Annotated in this window: 18 protein-coding genes and 1 riboswitch; of the genes, 3 read left to right on the plus strand and 15 right to left on the minus strand. The window is 49.1% G+C overall.

What is annotated here, in order from left to right; genetic code table 11:
- Window positions 1-38: 38 nt before the first annotated feature.
- The 4 genes from C7R92_RS02770 to dacB form a co-directional block, all read right to left on the minus strand.
- Window positions 39-731 (minus strand): YheC/YheD family protein, encoded by a 693-nt coding sequence (locus tag C7R92_RS02770; protein WP_069844890.1) that lies wholly within the window; start codon window positions 729-731, stop codon window positions 39-41.
- A 23-nt stretch (window positions 732-754) separates the two neighbouring features.
- Complete coding sequence (panD, locus tag C7R92_RS02775; protein WP_017248952.1) at window positions 755-1,162, minus strand: aspartate 1-decarboxylase; 408 nt, start codon at window positions 1,160-1,162, stop codon at window positions 755-757.
- Between the two features lie 84 nt (window positions 1,163-1,246).
- On the minus strand, window positions 1,247-2,311 hold the full coding sequence (locus C7R92_RS02780) for an Ldh family oxidoreductase (protein WP_106833169.1): 1,065 nt from the start codon (window positions 2,309-2,311) through the stop codon (window positions 1,247-1,249).
- A gap of 166 nt (window positions 2,312-2,477) precedes the next feature.
- On the minus strand, window positions 2,478-5,372 hold the full coding sequence (gene dacB / locus C7R92_RS02785; RefSeq protein WP_106833170.1) for a D-alanyl-D-alanine carboxypeptidase/D-alanyl-D-alanine endopeptidase: 2,895 nt from the start codon (window positions 5,370-5,372) through the stop codon (window positions 2,478-2,480).
- Between the two features lie 179 nt (window positions 5,373-5,551).
- On the opposite strand from dacB, the gene C7R92_RS02790 reads away from it, so the two are divergent.
- Window positions 5,552-6,094 (plus strand): hypothetical protein, encoded by a 543-nt coding sequence (locus C7R92_RS02790; protein WP_106833171.1) that lies wholly within the window; start codon window positions 5,552-5,554, stop codon window positions 6,092-6,094.
- A 263-nt stretch (window positions 6,095-6,357) separates the two neighbouring features.
- Here C7R92_RS02790 and C7R92_RS02795 read toward each other — a convergent pair whose 3' ends face one another.
- From C7R92_RS02795 to C7R92_RS02805, 3 genes are read right to left on the minus strand one after another with little or no spacing between them, the layout of a single operon-like run.
- A complete protein-coding gene (locus C7R92_RS02795; RefSeq protein WP_106833172.1) occupies window positions 6,358-7,089 on the minus strand; it encodes an ABC transporter permease in 732 nt (243 codons plus the stop codon).
- A 12-nt stretch (window positions 7,090-7,101) separates the two neighbouring features.
- Window positions 7,102-7,851 (minus strand): ABC transporter permease, encoded by a 750-nt coding sequence (locus C7R92_RS02800; protein WP_106833173.1) that lies wholly within the window; start codon window positions 7,849-7,851, stop codon window positions 7,102-7,104.
- Window positions 7,851-8,762 (minus strand): ABC transporter ATP-binding protein, encoded by a 912-nt coding sequence (locus C7R92_RS02805; protein ID WP_106833174.1) that lies wholly within the window; start codon window positions 8,760-8,762, stop codon window positions 7,851-7,853. Before C7R92_RS02805 ends, C7R92_RS02800 begins: the two co-directional genes overlap by 1 nt.
- 152 nt (window positions 8,763-8,914) lie before the next feature.
- On the opposite strand from C7R92_RS02805, the gene C7R92_RS02810 reads away from it, so the two are divergent.
- On the plus strand, window positions 8,915-9,628 hold the full coding sequence (locus tag C7R92_RS02810; protein ID WP_106833175.1) for a response regulator transcription factor: 714 nt from the start codon (window positions 8,915-8,917) through the stop codon (window positions 9,626-9,628).
- Window positions 9,629-11,011: a sensor histidine kinase gene (locus C7R92_RS02815; protein WP_106833176.1), complete on the plus strand. Its 1,383-nt coding sequence runs from the start codon at window positions 9,629-9,631 to the stop codon at window positions 11,009-11,011.
- A gap of 77 nt (window positions 11,012-11,088) precedes the next feature.
- Here C7R92_RS02815 and C7R92_RS02820 read toward each other — a convergent pair whose 3' ends face one another.
- The 8 genes from C7R92_RS02820 to kapB form a co-directional block, all read right to left on the minus strand.
- Window positions 11,089-12,120 carry an ABC transporter substrate-binding protein gene (locus tag C7R92_RS02820; protein WP_106833177.1) on the minus strand — a complete coding sequence of 344 codons (1,032 nt, stop codon included), beginning with the start codon at window positions 12,118-12,120 and terminating at the stop codon, window positions 11,089-11,091.
- Window positions 12,117-12,875: an ABC transporter permease gene (locus tag C7R92_RS02825; RefSeq protein WP_106833178.1), complete on the minus strand. Its 759-nt coding sequence runs from the start codon at window positions 12,873-12,875 to the stop codon at window positions 12,117-12,119. The genes C7R92_RS02820 and C7R92_RS02825 overlap by 4 nt, the downstream gene beginning before the upstream one ends.
- Window positions 12,875-13,657: an ABC transporter ATP-binding protein gene (locus C7R92_RS02830; protein WP_020477525.1), complete on the minus strand. Its 783-nt coding sequence runs from the start codon at window positions 13,655-13,657 to the stop codon at window positions 12,875-12,877. Before C7R92_RS02830 ends, C7R92_RS02825 begins: the two co-directional genes overlap by 1 nt.
- Complete coding sequence (gene tenA / locus C7R92_RS02835) at window positions 13,642-14,322, minus strand: thiaminase II (protein WP_017248965.1); 681 nt, start codon at window positions 14,320-14,322, stop codon at window positions 13,642-13,644. Before tenA ends, C7R92_RS02830 begins: the two co-directional genes overlap by 16 nt.
- Window positions 14,323-14,329: 7 nt before the next feature.
- The gene (locus C7R92_RS02840; RefSeq protein ID WP_106833179.1) at window positions 14,330-15,625 is read right to left on the minus strand and encodes an acetylornithine deacetylase; all 1,296 of its coding nucleotides are present in this window, start codon (window positions 15,623-15,625) and stop codon (window positions 14,330-14,332) included.
- Window positions 15,618-16,391 carry a thiazole synthase gene (locus C7R92_RS02845; protein ID WP_069844877.1) on the minus strand — a complete coding sequence of 258 codons (774 nt, stop codon included), beginning with the start codon at window positions 16,389-16,391 and terminating at the stop codon, window positions 15,618-15,620. Before C7R92_RS02845 ends, C7R92_RS02840 begins: the two co-directional genes overlap by 8 nt.
- A 5-nt stretch (window positions 16,392-16,396) precedes the next feature.
- Window positions 16,397-16,600 carry a sulfur carrier protein ThiS gene (gene thiS / locus C7R92_RS02850; protein ID WP_007729348.1) on the minus strand — a complete coding sequence of 68 codons (204 nt, stop codon included), beginning with the start codon at window positions 16,598-16,600 and terminating at the stop codon, window positions 16,397-16,399.
- 199 nt (window positions 16,601-16,799) lie between these two features.
- Window positions 16,800-16,910: riboswitch (TPP riboswitch) on the minus strand.
- A 41-nt stretch (window positions 16,911-16,951) separates the two neighbouring features.
- Entirely contained in the window at window positions 16,952-17,335 is a 384-nt protein-coding gene (kapB, locus tag C7R92_RS02855; RefSeq protein WP_069844876.1) for a kinase-associated lipoprotein KapB, read from the minus strand.
- Window positions 17,336-17,345 lie beyond the last annotated feature (10 nt).

Consider the following 17,345-nt stretch of genomic DNA (forward strand, 5'->3'; position numbering starts at 1 on the left):
ATTTCTTACCGTTTGAACATCGACAAGTGGTTTTCCTCTTATCGTTTTCTCATGGAGACAATTCGTTTGTAAAAGGACTGATCCTCTAGCTTTTGAAAGAGAGAAAGAGCGGGTCGGAAGTTGGCTTCAATAATCCACGGTTTGCCATCCACATCAATCCCTAGGTCTAAACCGATCTCCCGGAGTGTCGGATAGGCTCTTCCCAATCGATTAGCTACCGCCGTAGCTACCATGCGGATGTCACTCAAGAGATGCGGACCTGCTTCTATATTCGACAGCTTGATTGCCGTGCCGATGGGTAAAACTTTTCCACGACTGCGAGCTACATTTGTCACAACATAGCCAGGACCTGCAAGCTTTGCACACCACCCTGTTATGACCCAAGGCTCCTTGTAGCTCCTACGCTGGATCATGACACGCACATCAAAAGGTTTGCCGTTGATTCTACCAAGTGGGATAAGTGGCTGGAGCAGGTATGTTTTTGGCCGAAACAACGATTCCACGTATCGTCTCGTGGCTTCTTTCCCATCCACGAGACGACGACGACTTCCACTATGAACCAAATACTGCTCTTCTCCTCGCGCCGTTACTTGAATAATTCCTGCCCCACCGCCGCCTCCTGAAGGCTTCAGCATCACGTGTGTAAACGCTTCTGCATACTCCCATAGCTCTTCAGGAGAGTACACGCGGGTTTTGGGCAAATACTCCTGCAAAAGTTCGTCTTGGACCATGTGCTTATGCTTGCCCCATTTTCCTACGTTTGGCGGTTTAATGGCAGTGTCTCTCCATTCTTTATTAGATGATGCTCCTCTATTTTCGTGATACGATTCTGTTCGTCCACAAACACGACCTTGGGGACAAGCTGTTCGATCTCGGATTCATCGTACATGCCCATACTCAAAATGATGACTAGATCTCCTGGCGAAAATAGGTGGGCAGGTGGACCATTCAGACAGATGACTCCGCTACCCGATGCCCCGGGTAACGCGTATGTTTTCCAGCGCGTGGCATTACGCAAACTGGTTATTTGCACGATTTCATATGGCTTGATATCTGCCGCATCCATAAGAGCAACGTCAATTGTGATACTCCCCACGTAATCCAGTTCGGCCTGCGTAACTGTCGCCCTGTGAATTTTGCCTTTGCACATGTGTCGTTGCATTGGCGGTTCACTCCTTTCCAAACCGATGACATTAGTCTATGTGCAATGTATTGTCCATGAAACCTACCACGATAGGAAATCTGGTTAAGGGACATGATACGCAGCCTGCAAATCGACGCCATAGGTGCGGCATAATTGGCTTAGTTCTTTCGTCAGATTCGGATCGAAAGGAATACCGTTTTCCATACGTTCTTGCTTTTTTCGGCTCTCGATCTCCCCAGGAATGAAAATTTCGGATACCCCTTTCTTCGTAGGTACGCTTTTCACCTCACGAATGTATGCATCCATACTGGCGCAAAAATCGGGCAGTGGCATAAATCGTTCAATATCCACCGTCAAGAATAGATGTCCAACGTTTTGTGGATCATTCCAATTGTCATACAGGCTTTTTACATGTGGTCCCGTTGCTGCACCCGTTAGCAGCCCACACAAGATATCAATGAACATCGCCAATCCATAGCCCTTTGCTCCCCCGATCGGCAAAAGTGAGCCAAGCAAGGCTTGTGTGGGATCAGTCGTTTCCTTCCCATCGGGATCGATGGCCCAATCGGCAGGAATCGTTTCCCCTTTTTTTACGGCTAAGGCGATTTTTCCCCTGGCAGCGACACTCGTAGCCATATCTAACAAAAAGGATGGCTCTTCCCCTGCCGGTATTCCCACCGCAATTGGGTTTGTTCCGAAAAAAGGGCGTATCCCTCCTGTAGGTGCCATTGCTTCGGGGGCATTGGAAAGGACAAGCAGAATCCTTCCTTCTGCGATCGATCGTTCTGCATAGTACGAACAGGAGCCAAAGTGGTTGGAATGACGAACACCAACAACCCCGATTCCCATCTGCTGTGACAACTTGATCGATTCCTCCAAAGCCGCCACCCCGACTACCGCACCCAACTGGTTTTTGCCATCTACCAGTGCTGTTGCCCCCTCCTGTTTCCATACCACTGGTTCATCGTTCAATTCAATCAAGCCTGTTTCGATTCGTTGGATATAAATCGGCAGCCTCGCCAGACCATGGGACTCGATGCCGCGCAAATCAGCATGGACGAGAGATTCTGCGACAAGCCTTGCATGCTCGCGTCTGGCACCTGCCTGTACAAACACTTCTGTTACGACTTGCTCCAAACGCTTCCAATGAAAGAGTGCAGGGTGCATTTTCTCTTTTTCCCCTCCTTCACCGCTGTTCTGTACTTCGCCTGCTTCCTAATCTGAATATAGATATGTCAGCCACTGATTGACCGCTACAGGCATTGACCCAGTTCAATCGACGGTCAACGCAAAAAAGGAGCTCCCGATAGTGGGGCTCCTTTTTACGTGACTCCTATTCATAACTGGCCAGTATCGTGATGATCTGGTCCTGCATCTTGGTAAACAGCTCTTCATCTTCGACATAGCCATTAAACATAATCGAAACGACGAGCTTCTCCCCGCCTTTGGTCGTGATATAGCCCGACAGTGTATTCACACCCGTCATCGAACCTGTTTTCGCATGAAGATTATTAGCGGCAGGTGTGTCCTTCAAGCGGTTTTTCAGCGTACCATCCATCCCCGCTATGGGTAAAGATTCATCATAAGTAGCAAATGTAGATTCCTTGGTCATTCCCTCCAGTACGGATGCGATTTGCCGAGCAGAAATAAGATTGTAGCGTGTCAATCCTGATCCATCCATCATGTCGAAGCTGGTATTCCCGCCGAGCGAAGATACGGTTTCCATAACGACCTCTGCCCCAGCCGCTGCGCTCCCTTTCCCTTTCTTTGCAGCTCCGATTGTCTTGAGGAGCATTTCGGCGTAGTAATTGTCACTTCGCTTGTTGAGGTACTGAACGATTTCCTTCAGCGTCAGTGACTCAAATTGTGTCCATTTCACTGCTGCTGGAGGAACTGGCTGGATCAGCACTTCGCTTTTCGGAGCAAACGTAATTCCTTGCTGCTCCAACGTTTCCTTCAATACGGTCCCCACGTACTTGGCTGGCTCTTCCACAGGCACACGCTCGTAATCGCCTTCGTGATCAAGTGGGAGGTTCCCTGACAGTCTGATGGTATTTGTGCCACGGTCCCGCAGGATAGCAAACGTATTTTCTTCTCCTTTTTGTACGGTCTTGGCTTCATTGATCACTTGCACATATGCTGTTTTGGGAAGCACGTTGATTTCCACTGGTTCGCCAGCATCGTTAGCGGGCTTGAATTCGATCATAACCGTCCCACGGTTCAATGCTAGAGCCCCAATGGTCGGGTTGTAATAATAGCTCTCGTCATCCCATGCCCAGCCGAGGCCAAGCCGTTGTTGGTCAAAGTAGCTTTCATCCATCACGAGATTCCCATTGATACGTGTGATTCCTCTCTGCTTGATCCACCCTGCTATTTTTTCAATCGACACACCTTCCTGTACCTGAAGCGCATTCTCTGTGTGCAAAGCAGGGTCACCGTATCCTTTCACATATAGATTGCCTTTTTGTACGCCTGGAGAGGTGATTGGTGCGTCTCCATACAGCTCCGTTTTGAATACGTAATCCGAACCAAGCTGATTCAGCGCCGTGGCAGTTGTCAACAACTTCAGATTCGAAGCAGGGGTAAGCAGTGTGTCCGCATCCCGCTCGTATAAGACGGAATCACCTGTTGAATCCAATGATTTGATCATGATGCCTGCCGTAACACCTGCTGCTTCCGGCGTATCGAGGATGGGATCGATCAAAGAAGAGAGTGGGTACGTCTTTTTCTCTGGAGGGCTGAACCCTTCCGGTGCTGCAATATCCGGGTAGGTTGTTAACAAAATCCCGATTTGATCCTGTAGCTCCCTCGCATACTTCGATTTATAGATGCCGTTGATCAGAATCGAAAAGGCCAGCTTATGACCATTTTTTGCCGTTACATAACCAGACATTGTGTTTACTCCGCTTAATGAACCTGTCTTCGCAGCTAGATTCTTTTCCGCACTGGTTCCTTTCATGCGGTTTTTCAAGGTGCCGTCCACCCCTGCGATTGGGAGTGATTTTTCCAGCTCCGTTCGATATTCTTGCTCTTGCAAAAAGATGAGGGCTTCGATCATCTGTTCTGGAGTGATCATATTAAATCTCGATAACCCCGAACCATCTACTTGGCGGAAGCCCGACTCAATGCCAGCGCGCTCCATCACGTCCGCTACCGCTTCACTGCCTGCGTCAAAGCTCCCCTCACTTTTCTGGGTAACCCCCAGCGTCTTTACAAGCATCTCCGCATAGAAGTTGTCACTATCCTTGTTGAGCTCCACCGTGATCTCACTCAACGGTTTGGATAAGTGGGTATAGAGCGGCACCCCGCTTTGCAGCACTGTTTTTTTCACTTCGATCTTCGAATGTAAGGCAATCCCTTGTTTCAGCAACTGATCCTTCCATAAATCGCCCACATAAAAAGCCGGGTCTTCCATCGTGACCTCTTCTTCATAAGGAGCTGCTTGCATCCCAATCGTACCGGATACGATGATTTCATTTTTTCCACGCGGGCGATCGACGAGCACATTGCTCTCCTTGCCCTCTGTCGTTTTTAACTGGCTTGTGACTGTTATGTATGTGGTAGCCGGATTCATGGTCAGGACGGGGGCATCGTTCACCGTTTTACCGGGGGTTGCGGTTAGCGTCGTAAAGTTTTTATTTACGGCTAATCCACTGACCTGAGCGCTGTACCCATACGGTTCATCATCCCACATCCAGCTCGTACCCAATCTGGTCTCATCGAAATAGCTGTCATCGAGAAGCAGGTTTCCATTGATTCGTTTGATCCCTAAATCCTTGATGGCTTTTGCCATTTGTTGCAAATCGTCTGGCTTCAGGCTAGGGTCCCCATAGCCTTTTAAAATCAAATCTCCTTGCAACACGCCACCGTTATTTATCTTTCCGGAAACAAACACCTCAGTCTTCCACTGATAATTCGGCCCCAGCTTATCCAAACCCGCAATGGTCGTAAACAGCTTCATGTTGGAAGCCGGGATAAAATTACGTTCGGCATTGTGCTTATATACGTACTTTTTGTCGGTTAGATCGTAAACCGCGATTCCAGCGTACATGCCCTTGCTATTCTCGTCATTTTTCAAATCGGCGAGGAATTTTTCTATACTGAGTGTCAGAGTACTAGTGGAAGTGACCTCTTCCCTGGCTAGTGCAGGCAAAGCTGCTACCTGCAACAAGAGAGCCAACACGAAAAACCACGTACCAACACGTCGAAAAGCAAACAAATGATTCATGATAACCTCCTTGTCATAGTCTGGGCGATTTCAACCAACAAATCACAGTACGCCATCATGATAGCATGTATTCTATTTATTCGGAATATTACCATTATACTAAAAATCTACAGGCATGAACGATACCCTTTCCGTTCATACTACCTTCAAAACTTCTTTTGTTTGGAGGAAATGGCTTCATGTTCTATCGATTGCTGCTCTGTTTGTCACTTCTCTGCGCCTTTTCATTCTCCGCACTTGCCCAAACTGACATCGGTCGTGTACAAGTAGATCCCGTACCGTATCCTTCTCTTGCCGATCTAGTAAAAAGGTCAGACTTGATCGTCATCGCATGGGTAAACGGTGCTCATCAGCCTTATCCAACGGGACGCAGCGTTCCCCAAGGCAAGATCGTGAATTACACACAAAACCTCCAAGTAAAAAGAACGATAAAAGGCAGGTCATCCAGACCATTAACTGTGATTAGCACTGGTGTAGAGCCGCTTCCCGATGCCTCCAGCCCGCTCAACCTGCAATATCCTGGACCGCTGTCGGAAGGGAATTATTTATTGTTTTTGCGAAAAGTGAGAGGATCACAGCTGTACAGTACAGCAGGTCTCTGGCAGGGCGTTTACCCGATCTATCAAGGAAAAACGATCGCCCTGTCCAATCTTGGCTTTACGGAGTTGAACCAGCTGTCACAAGAAGAAGCCGTCCGAAAAATAACAGCGATATCCCGCTAACGCCACAGCAAAAAACCGCTCTCGTAAACGAGCGGTTTTTTGACGTTTCCACCCTGTGCTGTCAGTTGCGCATCACGTAGATGAAAATCGCCATAGACACTGCACAAGCGAGTACGCTGAGAATAAAACCCCAGATCACCCATTTGCTATTCGTCTTGTTTATGTGTTTGTCGTCCATGGAAACTTCTCCTCATTACAAGCATTCACCTTCTATTATAAGGTTGTTTGACAGGAAAGGGAAACCGTTAATGTGGTGAAAACTGTTAAAGACCTGCTCTCGTCAGATGACGAATCCCCAGCGCACAGCCGGTCGTCACAAACAGTACACACATGACTGCAAACGTCCCCAGCTCTCCTAGCGATAAACTCTCTTGACTGAGCACGCCCATGCCAATCGTTAAAATCGACAGAGGAAAAAACATCCCGAGCCCAGACACATACAAGCCCAGTCCTACAAAAACAGCACACACACTAATGCCGACAGGTACAGCAAAGCTCTGTATCCGCGTAGAAAGCCATAGTTGGAAGGCGATGATGGTGAGCGAAGCCAGCCAGCCTCGCATGATCCATCCGAACACTTCCGGAGGAAACGAAAAATGTGCGTGTAGTCCAGCGATGAAACCCGCGCAAATATACAGCACGAGGAAAAAAAGCTGCACAGCAAAAAGGAGAACGCCAACCACTACTACCTTCGCGAAAAAAATCGTTGGAGTCGATACAGGCGCTGCCAGTATCACGTTCCAGTTCCGATTTACATGCTCCAGTCTGCACACGAACGAACAGCAGATCGCGATGAGAATGGGCAAGAAAAATTCTCCGTAGAACAAGCTCACCTGCGTCCACAGGCTATACCAGCCATTTTGCAGGATCGCTTGGTTCATCCAGTAGTTGGCGAAGCCGATCAGCGCACTGAAAACAGGAAGCACAAGCAAAACGAGCCAAATACGAGAACGACGCAATTTTACCCATTCTGCTCCCAAACATCTGAGTAGCATAAAAAATCCTCCCTATACGTCTTGCCGGGATACGTGAATGCTCCCAACAAGGTAGAATGAGATGCCCATGAGTACGACGATGATCGGCAAATGAACGCCGATTTCACGCGTAGTAAACAGCATGGTTTCGTTCACGTACTGATACGTAACGGGCGAAAAGTCTACATAGTACGACCAGATGAAAAGGCGTCCGACTTGTGGCGGAAACAAGCTCGCTGTCATCCCAATGAACCCCCCGATCATCCCGAGACATAGGCTAAATGCCTGATTTTTGATGGCGAGAGATATCCATTGTTGCAGAGCAATCACCACGAGATTCGTAAGCGTTGTCCCTGCTACAAAGCGGAGTAATAGGCCAATCGGGACTGGCTCTGCTAAACCATAGCCAATGCCAAATGCCACGATCACCAATCCCTGTAAAATGACGGCTCCCCCGATCAAAACAGCCGCAGAGACGAACTTTGCCGCATAAACCGCTTTTCGACTGACAGAGGCAGCCAACAGCAGCTTCCACGTACGCCCTTTGTGTTCCATATCACAAATCCGTGAAACAATGACGGCCGAACCGGTCGGCAAAAACAATCCGTTCATGGCTGTAATCGTGACCAGAATGGCGCTCCACGTCGTGGCATCCGGATTTTTTGCCATGGAGGTACTGACAGCCATAAACCCCCATGCCAGTTCGATACTCAAAAGAATGGTGAGCATGAGAAACAAACGCTTATGTCGAATTTTATAAAGCTCTAGCCAAAGCGTCCTCATTACAAGCTCCCCTCCTTGCCTGTAAGGGAGAGGAAAATGCTCTCCAAGCTTTTTTTGTGCTCTTCAATGCGATAAACATCTATGCCCGCCATAATCAGCGCCCGGTTTGTCTGTGCTACCTCTCTATCCCCCATGCCTTCCATGACCAGGAAGCCATCTTGGAGACTTGGAGAAAGCTCCATCTCTTGAAGAACTCTTCTCGCTTTTTCATTGTCCTGCGTTTTCATCCACACATGAGGCTGACTATTCCGTTGCAACTGCTCCATACTCCCTTGAAACAGCAGTTTCCCCCCGTGAATAATGCCGATGGACGTGGCCACTTGCTCGATTTCCGAGAGCAGATGGCTGGAGAGCAAGACGGTCATTCCATACTCGTGTGGCAACGATTGAATCAATTCCCGAATCTCACCGATTCCCGCAGGGTCCAGACCGTTTGTCGGTTCATCGAGGATGACGAGCTTTGGAAAATGCAGCAAAGCCATGGCAATTCCCAGTCGCTGCTTCATCCCGAGAGAATACTGATCTACCTTTTTGTTCTTTTGTTTTTCCAAACGGACGATTTGCAAGGCTTTTTCTACATGTTTGTCCGGTACATCTCGCAGCCGCTGCATGACGCGCATATTTTCCAGGCCGGTAAGATGACCGTAATAGGAAGGAGCCTCGATCAAGGAACCCGTCTGACTCAAAATCTCAAGTCGGTTCCTGCTAAAATCCTTCCCGAATACAGATACACTCCCTTCACTTGGCTTGACTAATCCTAGCAGCATTTTAAGAGTCGTCGATTTTCCTGCACCATTTGGACCGAGGAAGCCATAGACCTCCCCTTCTCCTACCGCAAGATTCACCCGTTGGACGGAATAGACCACTCCATAGCGTTTTGAAAGGTTTTCCGTTCGAATCACAGTATTCATCTTTTCTCGCTCCTATCTGTTGGTCTCTCCTACGAAATCATAGAGTCCCAACCCGTCGATAAGCTGACAGGAACCTTACAACAACCTTAAATTGACTCCGAGTGGGTAGAACACACAATTCGAGCGAGTATAATGAATACGGGTGATTCAATATGGAAGAATGGATACAGAAAAAAGTGCTCATCGTGGAAGATGAGCTTGAAATCAGAAATATGATCGATGGATTTTTGCGTAAGGAAGGATTCTCTCGTATTTTTCATGCGGGTAGTTGTAAAGAGGCGTTAGTGATTTGCGCTTCGGACAAGCCTGATGTCGCGATCCTGGATGTCATGCTGCCTGATGGAGATGGATTTGGACTTTTGACTTCGATCCGTCGCTTCTCGCAAATCCCTGTCATTTTTCTTTCAGCGAGAGGGGAAGATGAAGATCGATTGCTCGGACTTGGCCTGGGGGCTGACGACTATATTGTGAAGCCATTTTTACCGCGCGAGCTCGTTCTTCGTCTCCTGGTCATTTTACGACGCGTTTACGCGCCTCCCCAAATCGATCGTCTGCCCGTTTTCCAGCTTGGTGACAGTACGATCGATTTGGAGGCGGCAATCGTGACGATAGATCACTACGAATACGCTTTGACCGCCAAGGAACACGCACTCTTGCGAAAACTCTATGAAAATCGGGGACGAATCGTCACGAGTGATGCTCTGTGCCAATCTGTATGGGGTGACGATTACTACGGGTATGAAAACACGCTGATGGTTCATATGCGGCGCATTCGCGAAAAGATCGAGCCATGTCCGTCCACCCCTGAATATTTGCTGACGGTAAGAGGACTCGGATACAAATTACTCGTAAAGGAAGAGTTGTAGATGGATGGAGCCGCACGAATTTTACGTCGTTATACAGGTGCTTCTATCCTGATCGCCGTCTTTTTGCTCATCGTCAATTACATTATTCTTGGTACATTTGTTTTCAAAGGCATGAACGAAGGCTCTTCTCCCGTTCACGTCACACAAACTGTCGCAGAAGGCCTTCACAAGAACGGTACCAGCTATACGTTGGAGCCAAATGCACAAGATTGGTTGCAAAAGAGCCAGGCTTGGGCCATGCTGATTACGAACGATGGGAAAGTCGTCTGGGAGCACGCCATACCGGACCAATTGCCCCGCGCCTATTCTCTGACAGAAGTGGCGCAGTTTTCGCGGAATTACTTACAGGACTATCCTGTTTTTGTATGGGAGAATGAGATGGGGCTGGTCGTCGTGGGCTATCCGAAGGACAGTCTCGCCAAGTACCAGTTTCATTTCCCGATCAGTTGGATAAGCGATTTGCCGTATCGATTACTGGCTTTGCTTTTCGGAAATATACTACTTGCCGCTCTTCTCTCGCTTTTCATCGGCTCTCGACTCATTCGGGCAATCCGCCCACTGATTAGCGGGATTCACGCTCTGTCAGAAGATCAGCATACACATGTCGAGGCAAAAGGAATGTTCAGCGGGATCGCCAGAAGCATCAATCACGCATCGTCGCTTCTGCAAGAGAAGAACGCTTTGCTAAAAGCAAGAGACGAAGCACGCTCGAACTGGATCGCTGGAATCTCCCACGATATACGCACGCCATTATCGATGGTGCTCGGGTATGCCAGTGAATTGGAAGAGAGCAACGCGGTGCCTTACGAACAGCAGCAAAAAGCGAGCATTATTCGAAAGCAAGGGGAAAAACTCCGGTCTTTGGTCAGCGACTTGAATCTCGTTTCCATGCTGGAATACGAAATGCAGCCCATACATACCAAACCGATTCGGCTATCGACACTTGCGCGGCAAATTGTCACTGACTTTTTGAACAATGATTTGGCAGAGACCTTTACCATCGAGCTGGATGTCACGACTGAGCAATGCTTCGTGATGGGCGATGAAAAACTTCTTGGACGCGCCATCACGAATCTGGTTCAAAACAGCATCGTGCATAACCCATCAGGCTGTCACATCTACGTGCAAACGACCCTGTCAGCCAATCAGCGCAATGCTCTCCTGATTATCACTGACAACGGAAAAGGCATCGAGCCATGCATGCTGCCTGACTTGGTGGAATTGCCTTATTCATCAAAAAGAAAATCTCCCTCACACAATGGTCATGGTCTCGGTTTGCCCATGGTTGCGCGTATTGCTGCCGCTCATCATGGACGCCTGCTGTTATCAAGCGATACAGGAATAGGGATGACAGCAGAACTTTGTTTCCCCCTCTCCGCCTGATCAAAAAAGCACCTCCTCTGTCTCGCCAATGAAGAGTAGACTCTCAAAAGCGTGCAAAGGGGGTGCTTTTTGACTGATTACTTCGCGAGATCGCGCATGATCTCTTCTGCTTTCACGTCAGCCGTAATCAACTTCTCTTTTTTCATCCAATCAATCAGTGTTTGCCATGATTCCACCGTCTGGTATCCAAAAGGCTTTTCTCCCGCATCCATTAACGGAATCAGGATATCCAAGCTTTTGGTCTCAATGTCTTGTTCCAGCGGGAAATCGGCAGCCTGTTTGGTAAACAACAAATCGAGTGCCTTTTCCTTATTATGTTTCACATAGTCCTGGCCCTTGCCAATCGCACGCAGGAATCCTTCCACAGCTTTCTGCTTTTTGCCCAAAGTATCATCACTTGTCGCTAATACGAGCTCATAGTAGTCCGGTACACCAAACTCAAAAGGCTTGAACACATTGACTGGAACGCCGTGTTTCTCCAAAATCGGTTGCTCATGGTTGATATAGCCACCTACTACAGCATCGACCTTTTTGGCTGTCAACGCTGGAACGATGTCAAAGCCGATATCCGTGAAGGTCAGTCCGGAATCATCCCCTCCAGCATGCTTTACAACTTGACGTACGATCGATTCATCGAGTGGAAGTGACGGATAACCGATATTTTTTCCAGCCAGCTTTTGCGGCGTATCGATTCCACTGTCCTGGCGCGTCATGATGACGTTTAACGGATGACGAACGAGTGCACCTACAGATACGACAGGTACTCCTTCTGCACGAGCTTGGATGAGCTGTGGTTGATAACTGATTGCCAAATCTACTTTACCCGCCGCCGCCATCTTCAACGGATCATTGCTGTCTGAAGGCATTTGCATGGTCACCTTGAGGTTCTCGTCTTTGAAATAGCCTTGCTCCTCTGCGACATATAAGAAGGAATGTACAGCATTCGGATACCAATCGAGCGCAATCGTCAGCTCTGTCGGCTCCGCCCCTTTATTAGCAGGGGCTTGCGTCTGACCAGCATCCGAGCTCGCCTGATTGCCGCAAGCAGCAAGACCTGTTGCCACTGTGAGTGCCATGAATGCTTTCGTCCATTTGTTGAAAGGTTTCATTGTTGTTCTCCTTTAGTTTTCATATGCGGGGAAAAATGACGTTCGATTCGTCCAACCAGCCAAAACAGCAGCATGCCGAGAATCGAGAGCAACAGGACCGAGGCAAACAACGCGGGAGCCTGAAAATTGCCGGATGCCCGTCTGCCAAAGTACCCGAGACCCTCGCTCGCTCCCAGCCATTCCCCAATCGTCGCCCCAGCCACACTGTAGGTAGCTGCCACTTTGAGACCACTGAAGAAATGGGGTAAACTCGACGGGAGTTGCAGCTTGGTGAAAATTTGTCCGTTTGTTGCCCCCATCGTTTTTAACAGCTGGAGCATTTCCTTGTCCGTCGAGCGAAGTCCATCATACGTGTTGACGACGATCGGAAAGAAAGTAAACAGAATCGTAACAGCGATTTTTCCAGATAAATCATACCCGAACCACAAAATAAATACGGGTGATAATGCAATAATGGGGATCGTTTGGGAGATGACGATATACGGATAGACCAAGCGCTCGACAATCCGACTGCGAATCATCGCGAAGGCAAGAGAGATTCCAAACACAATCGAGATCGATAGCCCTAGTAACACTTCCTGTAACGTCGCCCAAAGATGGACACCTACTAGAGAGGCACGTAAATCCCACAAAGACACAACGACAGCGCTAGGCGGCGGTAAAATGAATGGCGGTACTCCGAAGAAGCGACATACCGCTTCCCACACCAGGAGAAAAATGGCGATGGAGATGCCAAACCAGATGCCTCTCCCCATCATGCTTCTCTCCTCAACGGCTTCGTTGCTGCTTGGCGCTCCTGTCGCAGCAGTTCCCAAATTTGTTCACGCAATGCCAAAAATCCGGCTTGATTGCGACTGCTTGCCGTCCGAGGTCTGCTTACCGGAACGGTTAATTCGATCGGCTTGGTGATCGGACTACCCGAAAGCACGATAATACGATCTGCAAGTAAAATGGCTTCGTCGATGTCATGTGTAATCATCAGCATCGTACTGCCTGTTTCCTGCCACTTTTCCATCAGCCACTCTTGCATGTCCATTCTCGTAATTCCATCCAATGCACTAAACGGCTCATCCAACAGCATCATCTCTGCACCAGAAAACAACGCCCGCAAAAAGGAAACCCGCTGACGCATCCCACCGGAAAGCTGGGCTGGATAGCTGTCAGCCCAATCCTGGAGCCCGTACCTTGGCAATTGCTGTCTGACGCGCTCATGCGCTTCTTTTTTCTTCATACCTTTGATTTCTAGCGGCAAAGCTGCATTTTCGACAATCGTACGCCATGGCATGAGCTGATCGCGTTGGGGCATATAGCCGACCTGCCCCAAACGATTTGCAACTGCTACACTGCCTAGTCTGATTTCGCCTTGCCCCGGCTCAAGAAGACCTGCGATGAGTTGAAACAAGGTGCTTTTCCCGATCCCGCTTGGACCGATCAAACTGACGAACTCTCCTTTTTCCACACGCAGATCAAAATGATCGAGAATCTGCTTGTCGCCATACGAAAAGCTGACGTCGGCGAAAGCTAGTTGTTCTCCCACGGCCACATTTCCTCTCTGTAGGACATGTCCCAGAACATGTACTCCATTTTGGAGGTATTGACAAAATACTCTTCCAGTTTGGCCAGCTCTTGCTCGCTCTTTCCTTCCGCCAATTGGTTCATGATATCCATCAGCCAGATTGCCAGCTGCCCAAACTCATCGGAGCTGTACATGCGTACCCATTCCCCGTACAGTTCGTGTTCCAACGCCCCTTCTACTTGTGCCAAGCGCTTGCCGATTTCCCAATAGCTCCATGTGCATGGGAGTAGTGCACTCACCAATTCTGCCAACGACCCTTGATGAGCGACACGCAGCATGTAGCTGGTGTATCCCAGCATGACAAACGAAGGCTCTGTCGCTTCCAGCTCCGCGCGAGAGATGCCAAATCGCTCAGCATACTGACGATGCAGCTCCATCTCTGTGTTCAGCGTCGATTCTTGCAAAGCAGCGAATCTGGAGCTTGTTTCCAGATCGTACGCCTTCACACTCGCAATCGCGAACATTTTCGCATAATCAATCAGATAGATGTAGTCTTGTTTCATGTAATATTTGAATGCTCCAACGGGCAGGCTGCCATCTCCAAGTCCGGTGACAAAAGGATGTTGATGAACACGCTCCCAGATCGGGGCTACACTTTTTCTCAAACGATCAGTAAAGGTTGTCATGCGATACTCACTCCTTCGCTTCCTTTGGGGTATTGCACCAGGTCGCAATAAATCGGGCCATAATCTGGGCAAAATGAACAAGCTGGTCAGGATCAATGGATTCATCTACGGCATGTGCATACGTGAGCTCACCGGGTCCGAATAGTACAGCTGGAATGCCTGCATGCGCAAACCAGCCTGCATCCGTCACCGTAGGAGACATATTAACGACAGGCGCTTGATGCATGTGACTTTCATAGGCGGATTGCAGCGTTGCCAACCCCGGATGTTCCGTATCCAACTCCAGTGAAGGGAAAATTTCACCGCGCTCCTCAATCATCGAACGTCCGCCCCACCGGAATGTTGGATGATTGTCTCTCAACCAAAGATCAGCTGCTGCTGTACGCCCGACATGATCCTCGATCTCTCGGATGATCTCTTCGTAGGATTCATTCGGATAAAAATGAACGGTAATCCATAGTGCGCAACGGTCTGCGATGAACGCAGCGTGACGACCACCCTCGATGACTGCGGGATTGATCGTATTGCTGCCTGGTGGAAAACCGGGGTAGGACTTCATGACAGCCCAATCCCGCTCCAGCTCCTGTAGTGCGTTGATCACCTTCGTCATTTTTTCAATGGCAGAAGCTCCCCGTACGCGTCCGCCTGCATGAATGGTCTGTGCGCGCATTCCGTCATGCAGCGTCGTCGGACTCTCAATCGTGATCCAGCCTGTGATGACCCCACCCTGTCCTTGCATTTGGAGATTGCTCGTATCCACTACAACGGCGTAGTCAGCTTGATAGCCTCGCTCGATGGCGACCAATGTCCCCGCTTCACCCGCTTCTTCTCCGATGACGGATTGAAAGAGCAGATCGCCCTGGAGCTCCATTCCGTGTTCGCGCAGCATTTGGATCGCAAACAAGCTCGCTGCCAATCCACCTTTCATATCCGCAACACCACGGCCGTACAGGCGCCCATCCTTGCCATGTGTCAGAGTAAACGGTGGATAGGTCCACCCCGTGTCATCTCCGACTTCAGCCACATCGATATGCCCGTTGACAATCAAACTGTTTGTCTGACTAGAGGCACTCCCTGATAACCGGCCGACGATATTGTCGTCTCCTGGATATACCGTCCAGCGATCGACCTCGAATCCCATCGCTTGCAATCTGTTGGCTATTACTCCTTGTGCGGCATCGCTGTTTCGCGCGGGAGGACTCACAGTCGGATGAGAAACGAGCTCTGCCAGTAATGCGAACAGCTCTTCTTTGCGGCTGGCAATCGATTCTACCGCTTCTGTCAGTCGATCCACGCTACTCAATCATCCCTTCAGTCGGGCTACTTGCGGACGCGTAACGCTTTTTCGCGATACGGCCTGCCAGGAAGCCTTTGCGACCTGCTTCCACCCCGAGCTTCATCGCTTCTGCCATTAAGACAGGATTGTCAGCGAGAGCGACTGCTGTATTCAACAAGACACCGTCAGCACCCAGTTCCATCGCTTTCGCGCAGTCTGCTGGCGCGCCAATTCCTGCATCGACGATAATCGGTACCTTAGCATCCTCGATGATAAAGCGGAGGTTGTTTTCGTTGACAATCCCTTGTCCAGAACCAATTGGTGACGCACCTGGCATAACCGCATGTACGCCAACTTCTTGTAAACGTCTAGCAAGAATCGGGTCGTCATTGGTGTAGGTCAGTACGATAAAGCCTTCTTCCACCAAGATTTTCGAAGCCTCGAACGTACCAATCGGGTCAGGGAGAAGGGTTTTCGGGTCTCCAATGACTTCGACCTTGATCATGTCACACAATCCTGATGCTTTAGCCAAGCGAGCAATGCGCACTGCTTCTTCAGCTGTATAGGCACCTGCTGTATTAGGTAGCAAGGTGAATTTTTTCAAATCGAGCTGTTCCAAAAAGTTTGGTTCTTGCGGATTTTCCAAATTCAAGCGACGAATCGCAAATGTCAAAATCTCTGCTTCCGACACCTCTACCGCTTTCCCTTGTGTATCCAAATCAGCGAATTTACCTGTCCCGAGAAGCAAACGGGAGCGAAACTCGTAAGGTCCAATTTTCAATGTATCCATCATGATGATCATCCTCCTCCGACAAAATGAACGATTTCTATGCGATCTCCGTCTGCAATCGGTGTTTGTTCGTACGCGGAGCGATCAATAATTTCACCATTTCGTTCTACGACGACAATCTTCTCTTGCAGGGAATAAGAAGCAAGCAAGGCTCGCACTGTCGTGATCTCTTCCGCCAACTCTACTTTTTTCCCATTCAGCTGAACAATCATTGATTACCTCCTTCTACTGGAAAAAAACGGCTTCTCCCGCCTGCCTGAGTCGATTCAGACAAACAGAAGAAGCCGTATACCCATCCCATCTCCCCAGACGAATGGCATAAAAAAACCATCCGCCTCGGATGGTTGAGTGAGATCTGATCATGCATGCACGCAAACAAGCATAGTTCTGCTCGGATGCGACACCGTGATACTGATTCCAAATACCTCTTCCTCCGCTGGCATGACCCAGGTCAGGTTCAACGGTCAGTAACACACTCGTTACAATCTCAGCCAACGTTGCTTGGCCCCCGTTTGGTAGTAAAGCTATGCAATTGTCGTACATTCGAGTACTACAGTACCACTCTATTTCGTGTTTGTAAAGGCTTCCTTGTGCATCTTTTCCAGCTCAACGAGACAACGCTCTGCCCAAGCTGCCATTTTCGAAAGCTTTTCCATTTCTCTCTCCATCGCCTGACGCACAGATTCCTTGTAGTCCGGAATCGCGCCATTATAGCGAATGACCCCTTGGACAGGCGTCATGAATTTTTCCATGTAAGAGAGTGCTGGACGCTGGTGAAACAGCGGCACATCTACTTCGTAGGAAGAATGCAAATCGCCTTGCGTCGGGTATTTAGTAACGGCCAACACTTTTACCAGCAGCTTCGAATCGTGGATTTCCAATACTTCTGCAATATATTCTCCAGTTCGCTGCGCCACGCGAACGATATCTCCCGGATTCCAGTTCATCGCGGTTTCC

It is taken from the genome of Brevibacillus porteri (assembly GCF_003013475.1).
GTDB lineage: Bacteria > Bacillota > Bacilli > Brevibacillales > Brevibacillaceae > Brevibacillus > Brevibacillus porteri.

Bases quoted from the DNA above. Each gene is read 5' to 3' on its own strand.
- panD (WP_017248952.1), bottom strand. From the start codon at position 1,162: ATGCAACGACACATGTGCAAAGGCAAAATTCACAGGGCGACAGTTACG.
- thiS (WP_007729348.1), bottom strand. From the start codon at position 16,600: ATGATTGTTCAGCTGAATGGGAAAAAAGTAGAGTTGGCGGAAGAGATC.
- C7R92_RS02805 (WP_106833174.1), bottom strand. From the start codon at position 8,762: ATGAATACTGTGATTCGAACGGAAAACCTTTCAAAACGCTATGGAGTG.
- C7R92_RS02820 (WP_106833177.1), bottom strand. From the start codon at position 12,120: ATGAAACCTTTCAACAAATGGACGAAAGCATTCATGGCACTCACAGTG.
- C7R92_RS02800 (WP_106833173.1), bottom strand. From the start codon at position 7,851: ATGAGGACGCTTTGGCTAGAGCTTTATAAAATTCGACATAAGCGTTTG.
- C7R92_RS02815 (WP_106833176.1), top strand. From the start codon at position 9,629: ATGGATGGAGCCGCACGAATTTTACGTCGTTATACAGGTGCTTCTATC.
- C7R92_RS02795 (WP_106833172.1), bottom strand. From the start codon at position 7,089: ATGCTACTCAGATGTTTGGGAGCAGAATGGGTAAAATTGCGTCGTTCT.
- C7R92_RS02810 (WP_106833175.1), top strand. From the start codon at position 8,915: ATGGAAGAATGGATACAGAAAAAAGTGCTCATCGTGGAAGATGAGCTT.
- C7R92_RS02770 (WP_069844890.1), bottom strand. From the start codon at position 731: ATGGTCCAAGACGAACTTTTGCAGGAGTATTTGCCCAAAACCCGCGTG.
- C7R92_RS02845 (WP_069844877.1), bottom strand. From the start codon at position 16,391: ATGATGGATACATTGAAAATTGGACCTTACGAGTTTCGCTCCCGTTTG.
- C7R92_RS02780 (WP_106833169.1), bottom strand. From the start codon at position 2,311: ATGCACCCTGCACTCTTTCATTGGAAGCGTTTGGAGCAAGTCGTAACA.
- C7R92_RS02825 (WP_106833178.1), bottom strand. From the start codon at position 12,875: ATGGGGAGAGGCATCTGGTTTGGCATCTCCATCGCCATTTTTCTCCTG.
- C7R92_RS02790 (WP_106833171.1), top strand. From the start codon at position 5,552: ATGTTCTATCGATTGCTGCTCTGTTTGTCACTTCTCTGCGCCTTTTCA.
- kapB (WP_069844876.1), bottom strand. From the start codon at position 17,335: ATGAACTGGAATCCGGGAGATATCGTTCGCGTGGCGCAGCGAACTGGA.
- tenA (WP_017248965.1), bottom strand. From the start codon at position 14,322: ATGACAACCTTTACTGATCGTTTGAGAAAAAGTGTAGCCCCGATCTGG.
- dacB (WP_106833170.1), bottom strand. From the start codon at position 5,372: ATGAATCATTTGTTTGCTTTTCGACGTGTTGGTACGTGGTTTTTCGTG.